At 43.4% G+C, this 15789-nt stretch carries 5 protein-coding genes and 1 pseudogene; 4 read left to right on the top strand and 2 right to left on the bottom strand.

All coding sequences use genetic code 11. The features are described 5' to 3' along the window. The 3 genes and pseudogenes from F8R90_RS06725 to F8R90_RS06735 all read left to right on the top strand — a co-directional run. Positions 1–191: pseudogene (locus F8R90_RS06725) on the top strand (ISKra4 family transposase); the annotation flags it as partial. Positions 192–1753: 1562 nt separating this feature from the next. Continuing rightward, positions 1754–7699: an amino acid adenylation domain-containing protein gene (locus F8R90_RS06730; RefSeq protein WP_196510107.1), complete on the top strand. Its 5946-nt coding sequence runs from the start codon at positions 1754–1756 to the stop codon at positions 7697–7699. Positions 7700–8064: 365 nt separating this feature from the next. Beyond that, positions 8065–9246: an aldo/keto reductase gene (locus F8R90_RS06735; RefSeq protein WP_196510108.1), complete on the top strand. Its 1182-nt coding sequence runs from the start codon at positions 8065–8067 to the stop codon at positions 9244–9246. Positions 9247–9291: 45 nt separating this feature from the next. On the opposite strand, the gene F8R90_RS06740 is transcribed toward F8R90_RS06735, so the two are convergent. Next, positions 9292–10620 carry a hemolysin family protein gene (locus tag F8R90_RS06740; RefSeq protein WP_196510109.1) on the bottom strand — a complete coding sequence of 443 codons (1329 nt, stop codon included), beginning with the start codon at positions 10618–10620 and terminating at the stop codon, positions 9292–9294. 239 nt (positions 10621–10859) lie between these two features. Here F8R90_RS06740 and mfd point away from each other — a divergent pair, with 239 nt between their 5' ends. Beyond that, positions 10860–14393, top strand: a complete 3534-nt coding sequence (gene mfd, locus F8R90_RS06745; protein ID WP_196510110.1) for a transcription-repair coupling factor — start codon at positions 10860–10862, stop codon at positions 14391–14393. A 175-nt stretch (positions 14394–14568) separates the two neighbouring features. On the opposite strand, the gene F8R90_RS06750 is transcribed toward mfd, so the two are convergent. Continuing rightward, entirely contained in the window at positions 14569–15435 is an 867-nt protein-coding gene (locus F8R90_RS06750; RefSeq protein WP_196510111.1) for a GNAT family N-acetyltransferase, read from the bottom strand. Positions 15436–15789 lie beyond the last annotated feature (354 nt).

Here is a 15789-nt window from a genome sequence, read left to right on the forward strand (position 1 = left end):
GCTCTCGTATTGTCAACTATGCCTATTACCAGGCTGAACAACTTTGTTCTATTGGTTCTGGAGCAGTTGAATCTGCTATTAAACAAATTGGTGCGAGAATTAAAATTTCTGGCGCACAGTGGAATGTTGATAGTGTTAATCACATCCTCTCTATTCGTTGTGCTTATCTCAATGGTTTGTTAACTATTTAAGTCTTTCTGCCAAAAGTGGATGCTCCCAGATGCACGTAAATCCAAAGGCACTTCAGTGAATTTATTTGTTGTTATGCTTTGATTACTCATAGTTAGGAACACTTGGTGTAGTTAGTTAAAATTTGATGGAAGACTGTATAAGACAAGTGTGATATCTTACATCTTTTTTTCAAAGTAAGCCGATATTTGTAGTCTACTATTAACCATTTTCTTCGGAGTAATTTGAGGATTTTTATTAAAAGTATTTTCCAGGATAGGCTTGAGTGGGGTTAGTATCCAGATACTTAAACTTTTTTTGGCAGGGTAGAATCAAGTTTAGCCTGAAAGTTCTGAGCTTTTATGCAAAAAAAAGGATTGGCTTGTAAGTTAACTTAATAGTTGAATAAAATTCCTGACGTGAATAATCAAGGGAGTCAGGTAAAAATATTAGAATTTTTAAGTAGCATGATATGGGAACTGAGCTATTACAGTTCCATTGCAGAGTTCCACTTCTATGAGACAATGATATGCCTTAGGGAATTACTGTAGCATGTTTAGCTAGACTAATTTAGCTTTGCTTGGAAGTTCTGTGGTTTTTTACGCATAATTACTGATTAACAAAACTTACACACATAACATATAACAAAATGCATCAAATATTTGACTATTGTTACAAAACTTTACAAAAATCAATATCGTGGTTGAGCTTGAGTTAAGTTTCATGGACATCTCTTTAGAGAATTGGTCAATAGATTAATAAAAATAAATTCTAATAGCTCAAAGTAATATCAACAATGTGTGATATCTGTGAGACCTGTTATATCTGCATTATAGAGATTTTTAGCGCTTGCAGATCATAGGTATGGATTATAACAGTTTTAGGATTTTTAGTTATGTTTAGCACCCAAAACAGTAAACATGCGTGCGAACAATTTGGGCTTGTGTGAAGCACCTGAAGCAATCAACTTGCCTAATTTACATACGTTAGAGTGAATTTGTAAAGTGCGTAACTCTAATATTTATCTCCTAAGAGAGAGTATTTTTTTGCTTTACACTATTTTTACATATCGAATAAATACAGTGAAGATTCGGTAATAATTATTTTTTCCTTCAGCAAATTTTCATGAAAAAGGATAAAGTCTTTTCAGTATTAAATTTGAGTCATCTAGATTATACAAAAAATGATTTGTAAATTAAAAGTAAAGCCGCAGAATAAATACTTTTCCATGCATGTACTTTAACAATAGAATCATGCATTTTTTGTAATTTTAATTGGGTTTTAAAGATTGACGTAAAAAAATAAGATGTAGGGTAAAGATAGGATTATTATGTTAAATAAAAATCGATTAGCTAGAGCTTTAAATACCACTTATCTTGTGAAGATGTATATAACTAACCTGGGTACTGCAAACTAGAGGTCTTAGTGCAGTGTCCCGATCTTAAAGCTAGTCAGGCTTTGTTTCTTTAGCCCTAGCCTTATATACTGAGGGCATTAATATGCAACCTCACACAGAATTTGGTATATATACAATAAATAATAAATTAGAAAAATGCCATTTCCTGATGGAGTTGATACATAGAAAATGCAGATAAATAGCCAAACTTCAGGGTATAAGCAAAATATTCCGTTAAATACCTTAACTCACATTATCGGCACTCAAGTTCTACAGGAATGGCATGACACTCAAGTAGTTCATCATCAGGATCTATGCATTCATCAAATATTTGAGATGCAAGTAGAGCGATCGCCCCAAGCGATCGCTGTAGTATTTGAAGATATACAACTTACTTATCAGCAGTTAAACCAGCGGGCGAATCAACTAGCGCACCACTTACGTACTTTAGGAGTTGGGCCTGAAGTACTAGTGGGTATTTGCTTGGAGCGCTCCTTGGAGATGATCGTAGGAATACTGGGTATTCTTAAAGCTGGAGGTGCTTATGTGCCTTTAGATCCGGCATATCCCCCAGAGCGTTTAGCTTTCATCTTATCAGATACCCAGACACCAGTGTTGTTAACCCAAGAGAAATGGGTCAAGAACCTACCACAGCATCAGGCGCAAGTGGTTTGTCTAGATTCAAATTGGCAAGATAACACCCAAAACAGTCAAGAAAATCCTGTAAATCAAACGACGGCTGATAACCTCATCTACGTAATCTACACATCTGGTTCTACAGGACAACCCAAGGGTGTAATGATCTCTCATCGTGGTATCTGCAATCAACTACACTGGCGGCAAACAACCTTTAAATTAACTCAAACAGATAAAGTCTTACTGACTATTTCTTTTAGCTTCGACCCCTCAGTGTGGCAGATATTCTGGCCATTATGCTTCGGAGGGCAATTGATCATGGCTCGTCCTGGTGGACATCAAGACACTGCTTACCTTGTGAAGGTGATTACTGAGCAGCAAATCACTGTCTTGGCCTTAGTACCTTCTATACTGCGTGTCTTACTGGAAGAGGAGGGAATTGAGAATTGTCGATTTCTCAGGCATATTACCTGCGGTGGTGAAGCTTTATCTAGCGAACTCATAGAACGTTTCTTTGCCAAACTGAATTTGGACAATGTTTTCCATAATTGCTATGGCCCGACAGAAGCTTCCATTGATACCACTTTCTGGACTTGCCAGCGCGGCAGTAATTATACAATTGCTCCCATTGGTCGCCCCATTACTAATGCAGAGATTTACATCCTTGATGAAAATTTGCAGCCTGTGCCTGTTGGTGAATCAGGTGAACTGCACATTGGCGGTATTGGCCTCGCGCGAGGCTATCTTAACCGTCCTGAATTAACCACAGAGAAGTTCATTTTCAACCCTTTTAGCTCTGAAGTTGGGGCACGTCTTTACAAAACTGGGGACTTGGCACGTTTTCTACCAGACGGTAATATTGAATTCCTTGGTCGTATTGACCACCAAGTGAAGATTCGTGGCTTCCGAATTGAATTGGGAGAAATTGAAGCAATATTAAAACAACATCCGGCACTGACACAGACTCTAGTCATAGCTAGAGAAGATGTTCCTGGTGACAAGCAACTCGTAGCATATATTGTTGCCAACCCAGAAAAAATTCCTAGTCAGGTTGAATTGCGTCGCTTTTTGCAAGGTCGGTTGCCTGAATATATGGTGCCTGCCTCCTTTGTATTTTTAGATACTCTGCCATTAAACCCAAACGGCAAAATAGACCGCCGCGCTTTACCCGCACCGCATACATCTGATCTTGGTCTGTCAACTAACTTTGTCCCACCCCAAAATGCTACAGAAGATGTCTTAGCTGGCATCTGGGTAAAAGTTTTGCGTCTGGAACAAGTAGGCATTCACGACAATTTTTTTGAATTGGGAGGCCATTCACTGCTGGCTACTCAAGTCATATCTAGGGTTCGCCAAGCCTTTCAGATAGAAATGCCGTTGCAGATCCTATTTGAGAATCCAACGATCGCTAGTTTAGCTCAAGCCATCGCTCAAACCCAGATTCCAGAAAATGACCCCCAAAACCAGACTATTCCCCTAATAGCCAACCGCGAGTCAGTCCCTTTATCCTTTGCCCAGCAGCGAGTGTGGTTTTTGGAGCAGTTGGAACCTCACAGCCCAGCTTATATTATCTCCAATGCACTGCGTTTAACAGGCGAGTTCAACGCGAGTATATTGCAACAGGCACTAAATGCGATCGTTATCCATCACGAAGCACTGCGAACAAACTTTATTACATCACTCGATGGCAGCCCCATACAAGTTATTGGCAAACCTCGGCCAGTTGAACTCAAGATAATTAAAGCAACACAGGAGCAGGTGCAATCTCTGCTAAATCAAGAGGCGCGACGCCCCTTCAACTTAGAATCAGACTTGATGCTGCGAGCTAGCTTGCTCCAGATAGACGAACAGGAGCAGATACTGTTGTTGGTGATGCACCACATCGCTTCAGATGGCTGGTCAATGGGCATTCTCTGGCAGCAGTTAGCATCCCTTTATGAAGCCTTATTGAGCGGTAAGCCTTCTCCTTTGGCAAAATTACCCATTCAGTATGCCGATTTTGCTGCCTGGCAGCATCAATGGCTATCTGGTGAAGTCCTCTCCAGCCAAATAAACTACTGGAAAAACCAGTTAGCAGGTGCTAATACTGTACTAGAATTGCCCACCGACCGACCACGGCCACCAGTCCAAACTTACCAGGGGGCGGCTCAATCCCTAATGCTACCGCAGACTCTGAGTGCATCGCTCATTGAACTCTCGCATCAGGAAGGTGTCACCCTATTCATGACCTTACTCGCGGCCTTTGGGACAATCCTACACCGCTACACTAGGCAAGAAGACATTCTTATCGGTTCTCCCATTGCTGGACGTAACCGTTCTGAAATTGAAGAGTTGATCGGATTTTTTATTAATACCGTCGTTTTACGGACTGATTTTTCCGGTAATCCTAGTTTTCGTTCAGTGCTGAGTCGAGTTCGCCAGATGGCATTAGGTGCTTATGCTCATCAGGATATGCCCTTCGAGAAACTGGTAGAAGAACTGCAACCAGAGCGAGATACCAGCCGTAACCCACTGTTTCAAGTGTGGTTTAATATGCTCAATTTAAAGGACATCCAACTGGAACTACCTGGGGTGGCGATAGAACCAGTCTCGATGTTAGAAACGGCTTCCAAGTTCGACTTAACCTTGTATGTGACAGAAAAAAATCAGGGAATCCAACTTGATTTAGTCTACAACACTGATCTATTTGCTTCAGAGCGGATGATGGAAATGCTGGATCAATTCCATCATTTATTGAATCAAATTGTTGCTACTTCGGATAGCCAGATTAGTTTGTATTCTCTTGTCACACCAAAAGCCAGAACTTTGCTACCAGAACCAAGGGCGGTTTTGCCAGAACCGAGTTACGAATTAGTAACAACAATGTTTACCTCTTGGGTAAATCGTACCCCAGAACATTCAGCACTCCGTCAAGGATCTCGCACTTGGAACTATGGGGAATTGGGCAAAAGCGCTCAAGCTTTAGCAGGGGTGATGTTGTCTCACGGAGTCCAACGAGGAGATGTTGTAGCCGTGTTTGGGACAAGAAGCTTTGGATTAATTGCGAGTATGGTTGCTGTACTCTTGAGTGGCGGTGTCCTACTTACCCTCGATCCAAAACTTCCTAGCGATCGCCACTTGCTCATGCTAAAGGAAGCTAAAGCTAAACACATATTATATATTGATAGTCAACGTCCAACAGACAAAGAAATATACAAATCTTTAACGATCATCTGTGTAAACCCAGACACAGGAGAAGCGATAAATTCACCCCAGGACAGAAGTAAAGCAATAAACTTGCCTGAAATCACTGCCGATGATGCAGCTTATATTTTCTTTACTTCTGGCACCACTGGTGTACCTAAAGGGGTGCTGGGATGTCACAAAGGGATGGCGCATTTTCTCAACTGGCAGAGGCAGACATTTGAAATTGGTCAGCAAGACCGGGTTGCCCAATTGACAGGTCTTTCCTTTGATGTAGTCCTCAGAGATATTTTCTTACCTTTAACTAGTGGTGCAACCCTGTGTTTACCAGAGGAAGGGGATAACCTAGAACCAACTAAGATTCTGAATTATTTGGAACATGAGCAAATTTCTGTGCTGCACACAGTTCCATCGCTGGCGCAATTATGGTTAGCAAATGTGCCGTCAGGAGTCTATCTACGTAACTTACGCTGGTTGTTCTGTGCTGGAGAACCTCTCAAGGAGACACTTGTATATCGGTGGCGCGAAGCTTTTCCCGAATCAGGTGAAATTGTCAATCTCTATGGGCCGACAGAGACAACTTTGGCGAAGTGTTATTACAAAATACCTGTTGAGTGTACACCAGGAGTACAACCAGTAGGATTGCCGCTCCCTGAAACCCAAGGACTAGTTTTGACACCAAATAACCAGTTGTGTGGCATTGGTGAACCAGGCGAGATCGTTATACGAACACCATTCCGCACCTTGGGTTATATAAATACTCAAGATGAAAATCGTTCTCGGTTTGTCAAAAACCTCTATCGAAATGACGAACGAGATTGGCTTTATTATACAGGCGATCGCGGATGCTATCGTCCAGATGGCTCTCTAGAAATTCTTGGTCGCCGAGATCATCAAGTTAAGATCCGTGGGATACGCATTGAACCAGGGGAAATTGAGACGGTGTTAGCCCAACACCCAGATGTGCTTCAAACTGTAGTAATTGCCCGTGAAGATGTTCCTGGGGATCAACGTTTAGTGGCTTACATTATCCCGAATCAAGACTGGGCATCTACAATTAGTGACATACGTAGCTTTCTCTTGACAAAGCTCCCACAGTACATGGTACCTTCGGCTTTCGTCTTGCTGGACACCATGCCTCTAACCCCCAACGGCAAGGTAGACCGCCGGGCCTTACCTGCACCCGACTTATCAAGGCAAGAGTCGGAAGCTACATTTGTTGCTCCCCGCAATGAGGTGGAACGCCAGTTAATAAAGATTTGGGAGGAAATTGTAGGTGTCCAGCCCATTGGTGTCAAGGATAACTTTTTTGAGCTAGGAGGGCACTCCATCTTAGCAGTAAAACTATTTTGGCAAATTGAGAAAACATTTAATAAAAATCTGCCTCTTGCTATTCTCTTCCAGTCAGGGACTGTAGAGGCTCTAGCCAAAATAATTTGCCCAGAAGATTTAGCAAAAAACAAAGCTTTAGTAGATACATTAGACAAATCAAAAGGTACTTGGTCATCCCTAGTAGAAATTCAACCCAATGGTTCCAAGCCACCTTTTTTCTGTATTCACGGACTAGGTGGAGAAGTTTTGTGTTTCCGTGAATTGGCACTGCACCTGGGTTCAGATCAACCATTCTACGGACTACAACCACAAGGGCTAGATGGAAAACATCCCTTCCATACACGGGTTGAAGACATGGCAACTCACTACATTAAAGAAATTCAGACCCTTCAGCCCAATGGCCCTTATTTTCTAGGAGGTTATTCTTTTGGGGGTGTAGTTGCTTTCGAGATGGCTCGGCAACTCCAAGAGCAAGGCGAACAAGTTGGTATTCTAGTTATGCTTGATAGTTGTCGCCCAGGTTATAGCTGGCGGGCATCATTTCTCAAGCGAGTTTTCTTGCATTTAAATAATATTATTCAACAAGGGCCTGACTACCTTTGGCAAAGGGCTGTGAGATGGAGTTATTGGCGTAAGTCTCATCTCCAAAATAGATATAATCGTTACTTAGAAGGCGTACTTAATTTACCTACAACTGACAAGCACTTAAAGATTATAGATGCTAACACTCAAGCCGTCAGTGAATATATCTTTTCACCTTACCTTGGTCGAGCTATCCTCTTGCGAACAGACGATCAAAGTCGGGACGAAGCTATAGGCACACAATACGATCCTCAATTCGGCTGGGGCGAAGTAGTTGCTGGAGGATTAGATATCCATTACGTTCCCGGATCTCACCTTGACCAACTTAATGAGCCGCATGTACAGGTGTTAGCCGAAACATTAAGAAATTGCTTAATCCAAGCGCAGTCTCCAAAGAATTAATCTGAAAACCCGTTACCTTCGCAAAAGAAGTCAACTGTCCAATTGATTTCTGGAAAAGGGTTTGGAGATTGCTTTACTTCGTTCGTAATGACAACTAATCAGCCGGACATGATATGAGAAACAATACCAAAGCTAAGGCTTATCTACCAATGGAAAAATGCATTCTAGTGGTAACTAGGATAAGATAATTATTTTGTGTAACTGGAATACTGGTCGCAGTCCAATAGCTAAAAGACCTGACCGATTTAATATGTGATCAATATTGCTAGTGTCAGAGATTGAACAGAGGTAATCATTGTGGCACTGTAGTCACGAATGACTGTCGTTTTGAGATTTTAAGTTGGTAAGCAATCCACAATTTACTGATGCTATATAGACGATTTGGACGCACAGAATTACAGATGCCAGTGTTTTCCTGCGGTGGCATGAGATACCAGTTCAAATGGGAAGATGTTCCCAATAATGAAATTCCTGCTGATAACCAGGCGAATCTGGAAGCTACTATTAGAAGGGCTGTCGAGGTTGGGATTAATCATATTGAAACAGCCCGTGGTTATGGCACTTCCGAAATGCAATTGGGAAGAGTTCTACCTAAGTTTCCCCGTGAAAAGTTGATTGTTCAGACCAAAGTCAGCCCAAAGGCAGATGCGAAAGAATTCCGCGAGACATTTGAACAATCATTGAAAAATCTCCAGCTAGATTATGTTGACCTTTTAGGGTTACACGGCATCAATCATGCTGAGTCATTCGACCATAGCATCCGTCCTGGTGGCTGTTTAGAAGTAGCACAGCAGTTGCAAGCTGAGGGAAAAGTTAGATTTATTGGCTTTTCCACACATGGTTCCACAGATATAATTGTGCAGACAATTAATACCAATTTATTTGATTATGTGAACCTGCACTGGTACTACATTAATCAATGGAATTGGGCGGCAATTGAAGCAGCTAAACGCCACGATATGGGGGTGTTTATCATTAGCCCATCTAATAAAGGAGGTTTGTTGTATGAACCTCCACAAAAATTAATAAATCTTTGCACCCCTTTGAGTCCAATTGTGTTTAATGATTTGTTTTGTTTGAGTCATCAAGAGGTACATACTTTGAGTGTGGGAGCAGCAAAACCACAAGATTTTGATGAACATCTGAAGACTTTAGAGTTAGTAGATCGGGCATCAGAAATTTTGCCCCCAATTTTAGCAAGGTTGGAGTCAGAAGCGATCGCTACTTTGGGAGAAGATTGGGTAAAATCCTGGCAGACAAATCTACCAACCTTTGAGGAAACTCCTGGTGAGGTAAATATTCGGGTAATTTTGTGGCTGCGAAATTTAGCGATCGCCTACGATCTGGTAGAGTATGCCAAAATGCGCTACAACCTGCTTGGCGATGGTAGCCACTGGTTCCCCGGCAACAAAGCTGATCGGCTAGACGAATTAAACTTGCGGCAATGTCTCGCCCGCAATCCTCACGCCGACAAAATCCCCCAACTTCTGGAACAAGCACATCAATTGTTGGCGGGTGAAGCGGTCAAACGTCTATCTCGCACATAATAAATTGGGTATGGTGCATCGTAAATCCGATGCACCATACCATTGCTAGTCGGCTTTTGTCGTATCTGGTGATTTATTTCCCTTAGGTACGACTAGCACCTTATCAACGCGGTTACCATCCATATCCATCACTTCAATTCGCATACTTTGCCATTCAAAATGATCTGCTGCGGCAGGAATACGACCTAAATGAGTGATCACAAAACCGCCTAAAGTTTGATAACTGCCGCGTTCTTCAGATTCCCACTCTTCCATACCGAAAAGTTCCAAAAACTCTTCTACAGGCAACATCCCATCCAAAAGCCAGGAGCCATCTTCGCGTTGTACAGCTTGTGGTTGATCCTGTCCATCTGTTGAAGGAACATCACCCACAATTTCGCTCATGATGTCGTTAAGAGTGACTAATCCTTGAATCACGCCATATTCATCGACTACTAGCGCCATGTGAGTGATGGTTTGTTTGAACAATTCCAAAACTTTCAAACCACGGGTGCTTTCTGGGACAAATACGGGCTGTCGCAATCCCACTGTCAAGTCTAGCGGTTCTCCTCGGAAACTCCTGGCTAATAAGTCGGTAACAGGGATAACACCTAGTACATTGTCAAGTCCCCCCTGACAAACTGGATACCGAGAATAGGCACTATCAACCATTTTTTGACGATTTTCTTCGGGAGAGTCGTCTAAGTCTAGCCAGACAATATCGGGACGGGGTGTCATTAAGTAGCTGACAGGGCGATCGCCTAAACGAAAAACTCGCTCTACCATATCCTGTTCAGCTTCCTCAAAGGTTCCCGCCTCGGTGCCTTGCTCAATTAAGATTTTAATTTCTTCTTCGGTGACTTGCGGCTCGGTAGAAGCTGTAATTCCCAGTAATCGCAGGATCAAATCTGTAGAAGCGCTTAAGAGATAGACCATTGGGGAAGCGATCGCTGATAAGGCACGCATTGGAATCGCTACAATCGATGCAATCCTTTCTGGGTTGTTTAATGCCAGACGCTTTGGTACTAATTCGCCAACAATCAGTGATAAATACGTAATGATTAAAACAATTATCCCGAAGGAGATTGGTTCACTATAAGGTGCTAAAAAAGGTACACGCCCCACATAGATTGCTAGTTTTTCGGCAATAGTTGCTCCGCCGAATGCACCAGTCAAGATACCGATCAGGGTAATGCCCACCTGAACTGTAGACAAAAATTGATTCGGAGACTCAGCTAGTTTCAGTGCTGCCCTTGCCTTGGCATCTCCTTGGTTGGCAAGCTGCTGTAGCCTAACTTTCCGGGCTGAGACAATTGCCATCTCAGACATAGAAAACACGCCGTTGGCAATAACTAGCACCAAAATGATTAAAATTTCAAAAGTGATGGAGGACATGTTTAAATTGCGGCTTATCAGAGCGAACGTAGCTCAATTCTTAGTATCTAGTATTAAAGGTACTTCGATAAATGCTTTGACTGTACACAAAGTAGTAGTTATAGTTCTTAAGTTTATTAGTTGCTGTAGATTATTCTTCCATCCAAAGAATAAGAAGGCTGTCAACACTTTTAAAATAGTTGACATAAACTGCCTCAAAATTTTCTGATCCACAAAGACTCCCACCGCTAGTAGTACTTATGTCATTTTCTTCTATTGTGCGTGCCTTAGCGCGATCGCCGCTTACCAATGAATTTATTTCTAAGCTAAACCGACAACAAGAATTGCGGTTAAATGGCATTCCTCGACTACCCAAGGGTTTGGTGGCTTCGGCTTTGGCGCAGTCTCAGGGCAAGGATTTGTTTGTGGTTTGCGCCACTCTGGAAGAAGCTGGACGCGTTTATGCACAACTGGAGGCAATGGGATGGCAAACAGTACATTTTTACCCCACCTCCGAGGCTTCTCCCTACGAACCTTTTGACCCAGAAACTGAGATGAGTTGGGGGCAAATGCAGGTATTGGCAGATTTGGTAACAGGGGACAGAGGGCAGAAGACAGGGGAGACAGAACTGAACAACACTTTGCCCAATCCCGGTATCAAGCGAACTTTGGCAATTGTGGCTACTCAAGGGGCACTGCAACCCCACTTACCACCACCAGAAGCTTTTGGGCAATTCTGTCTTACATTGAAGCGGGGAATGGAATTAGACCTGAATAGCTTCAGTGAGAAAATAACTATTCTGGGATACGAACGAGTACCTCTGGTGGAAACAGAAGGACAGTGGAGCCGGCGGGGCGATATTGTTGATGTGTACCCAGTCTCATCTGAGTTTCCAGTCCGGCTGGAATGGTTTGGCGATGAAATCGAGCAAATGCGGGAATTTGACCCAGCAACCCAACGTTCCGCCCTCGACAAAGTTGATCAGTTAATTCTTACCCCCACTAGCTTTGCTCCCATCGTCATGGGGGCACTGAAGAATAGTTCTGAGTTGGGAGTTATGAGTTATGAGTTAAATTCTGACTCAGAACTTAGCACCGAGAACTCATCACTCTTGGAGGGGAGTCGTCGCTTTTTGGGGTTGGCTTTCGAGCAACCAGCGTCCCTGCTAAACTACTTATCAGAAAATACCCTGATTGCCATTGATGAGCCAGAACAGTGTCATGCTCATAGCGATCGCTGGGTAGAAAATGCTGAAGAACAATGGAGACTGGGGACTGGGGAAAAATTAAACCTTCCAAAAATTCATCGGTCGTTTGATGAGTGTCTGGCTGATGTTGCAAAATTTAAAACATTATATTTTTCGGAACTGGCAGAGGAAAATGATGGGATCAATCTTGCCAGCCGACCTGTTCCTGTCACGCCGCACCAGTTTGCTAAACTAGCTGAAACCATCCGCCAAGAACGCGATCGCAATTTCTCTATTTGGCTGCTTTCTGCTCAACCTTCGCGTTCTGTCTCTCTATTGCAAGAACATGATTGTCCGGCTCAGTTTATCCCAAATCCCCGCGACTACCAAGCGATAGATAAGCTGCAAATCAACCATATTCCTATAGCTCTAAAATATTCTGGGCTTGCAGAACTAGAAGGTTTTATCCTGCCGACATACCGAATCGTAATCGTCACAGATCGGGAATTTTTTGGACAGCATTCTTTGGCGACTCCCGGTTATATCCGCAAGCGCCACAAAGCTACTTCTAAGCAAGTCGATCCCAATAAGCTGCGTCCAGGCGATTATGTAGTTCATAGGAATCATGGTGTTGGCAAATTTGTCAAGCTGGAAAGCCTGACAATTAACGACGAAACTCGTGATTATTTGGTAGTTCAGTATGCTGATGGGTTACTTAGAGTCGCAGCCGATCAAGTAGGTGCTTTATCCCGGTTCCGCGCCGGAGGTGATAAAGCACCAGAACTCAACAGGATGACCGGGAAAGCTTGGGAAAATACGAAGAATAAAGTCCGTAAAGCCATCAAAAAATTGGCGGTGGACTTGTTGAAACTGTATGCAGCGCGATCGCAACAACAAGGTTTTAGCTTCCCAGGTGATATGCCTTGGCAAGAGGAACTCGAAGATTCTTTCCCCTATCAACCCACAACGGATCAGCTGAAAGCTGTACAAGATGTGAAACGAGACATGGAAAGCGAGCGCCCAATGGATCGCTTAGTTTGTGGCGATGTCGGTTTCGGGAAGACGGAAGTGGCGATTCGTGCTGTTTTTAAAGCAGTCACCGCCGGTAAACAAGTGGCACTCCTTGCGCCAACAACTATTTTAACACAGCAGCATTACCATACACTCAAAGAACGTTTTGCACCCTACCCCGTAAATGTCGGTTTACTCAACCGCTTTCGTTCTGCTGAAGAACGCCGTGATATTCAAAAGCGATTGGCAACGGGTGAATTAGATGTAGTGGTTGGTACGCACCAAATTTTAGGCAAAGGCGTATCATTCAAGGACTTAGGACTGTTGGTGGTAGATGAAGAACAGCGATTTGGGGTAAACCAAAAAGAGAAAATTAAAAGCTTGAAAACTCAAGTGGACGTGCTAACCCTCTCCGCCACACCCATTCCCCGGACTTTGTATATGTCGTTGTCGGGAATTCGGGAAATGAGTTTGATTACCACCCCACCCCCAACCAGACGACCGATTAAAACCCATCTATCACCAATAAATTCCGAAAGTATCCGCACTGCAATTCGTCAAGAATTAGATAGAGGTGGACAGGTTTTTTATGTAGTTCCGCGAGTGGACGGAATTGAAGAGACAACAGCAAACTTAAGAGAAGTCATACCGGGAGCTAGATTTGCGATCGCTCACGGTCAAATGGATGAAAGCGAGTTAGAATCAACCATGCTCACCTTCAGCAATGGCGATGCAGACATCCTTGTTTGTACGACAATTATTGAATCTGGCTTAGATATTCCGCGAGTCAACACGATTTTGATTGAAGATGCTCACCGCTTTGGATTGGCACAGTTGTACCAATTACGCGGTCGTGTGGGGCGTGCAGGTATCCAAGCTCATGCTTGGTTATTTTATCCAAAGCAACGGCAATTATCTGATGCGGCACGGCAACGATTACGAGCGATTCAGGAATTTACTCAGCTAGGTTCTGGATATCAACTGGCGATGCGTGACATGGAAATCAGAGGTGTGGGTAACTTGCTAGGTGCAGAACAATCTGGTCAAATGGATGCCATTGGTTTTGATTTATACATGGAAATGCTGGAAGAAGCAATACGGGAAATCCGAGGACAAGAAATACCGAAAGTGGAGGATACCCAGATTGACCTCAATCTCACGGCATTTATCCCAGCAGATTACATTACCGATTTGGATCAGAAGATGAGTGCATACCGAGCGGTGGCGACAGCCAAATCTAAATCAGAATTAAAGCAGATTGCTGCCGAGTGGAGCGATCGCTATGGTACTTTACCAGTGTCTGCAAATCAACTTCTGCGAGTCATGGAACTCAAACAGCTAGCGAAAAAACTCGGATTTAGCCGAATTAAACCAGAAAACAAGCAGCACGTTGTTTTAGAAACACCAATGGAAGAACCAGCTTGGAATTTGTTGGCAGCGAATTTACCAGACAATCTCAAAACGCGCTTTGTATATTCTCCTGGTAAAGTGACAGTGCGCGGGTTAGGAGTTTTTAAAGCAGATCAACAATTGCAGAATTTGATTGATGCTTTCGGGAGAATGCAGGGTGCGATTCCAGAGGCGGCTGTTGTTTGATCAAAAGCAATCAGCATTATTAATTAGCATTACAGGCGATCGCTCTCGGAAAGGAGTCTGCGTAAGCGTAGCTCGGCGCAGACATTGCCTTTTGTAAACCTGATTTTTCACAGGATATGGAAAAGGGGGAATGGGTAAGCTGCTATATCTGTGTTTAAGTCAATATTTTTCAAGCTTAAGTATCTTCAAATAACACTAAACCATACTTCTCGCCAGTAGGTAAAAACCCGATTCCTCGATAAACGGCTTGGGCTGATTGGTTATTATGACCTGTAAACAAGATAGCGCGTTCTACTCCTTGCGATCGCGCATCTAGCAACGAGCCTGCTACCACACTTTTGGCGTAGCCTTTACCCCGCAGGGCTGGCGGTGTCCACACTCCACCAATTTGCACAATATCAGGCAGGCTGGCATTAAAGGCAGAGTAAGAAACTGGAGTATCTCCTGCTAGCAAAACCCAATGCATAGCCATAGCTTGACGTGCTTCAATTACGACACGGCAAGCTGGACGCAAACTGAGAGTATCTATTTGTCCTAAAGTTTCCACATTATAAGCAGCGCACCACTCGGTGAGTAATTCCAACTCTTGTGGATGTGGTAAACGACACTGCAACTTTGCCGCTGCTAAGGCTTGAGGTATTTGCAAGTCTCGCAGTGCCAGAGAAAACAATATCTCAGGCTCATTAAGCTGAGTTGGTCGGTTGCTAAGTCCCAAAATGCTTTTTGTCGCTTCAACTTGTGCTGCTGGCCCACTAATCCCAGAGATGACACGCCCTGATTGTGCCACAACTGCTTGCACCACCTCTGGCAAATGTACAGGGGCTTGGACTATTACCATGCCATTCCAAAAGTGGGCTGCAACTGCCACTATAGTTTCATCTATGTATGCCGCTACATAAGTTCCTTGAAATCTTGCGCCTTCATCAAGCAGTCCAGCAGTTCGCCAATTAGAGCGCAAAAACATAGAAGTATCGGTGTGTTGCAAGAGAAATGCTTCTAGCGATACTTCATCTCCAGGTTGCAGGGTTCTCAAAGTAGGCACAAAAAACTCCTGAGTGTCCAATTCAGTTTACCTAATAAGCGGTTTTGGGAATAGTAGCAATGCCACTTGTAAAGCTGGTTATACCTAGAATAAGGGACTTCCAAATAAAAAAATATACCATCGCTATAGAGGCAGGGGGCAGGGAGCAGGGGGAGGGATAGTCGTAGTGAAGTCCAGAAATTGGATAATTTAATTTCTGGAAGTCCCTAACCGCAGCGATGTTTGGCGACAAACAACTTCTCTAAGTTCCCTGCGGGACGCTTACGCGCAGCTTGGGAGGGGTATGCGCAGCGTGCCGCAGACAGACGCTTTGCGAATGCGTCTATACCAAAAGTACCCTTGAGTGTACTATTC

It is taken from the genome of Nostoc sp. NZL (genome assembly GCF_015714705.1).
Taxonomy (GTDB): Bacteria; Cyanobacteriota; Cyanobacteriia; order Cyanobacteriales; family Nostocaceae; genus Nostoc; species Nostoc foliaceum_A.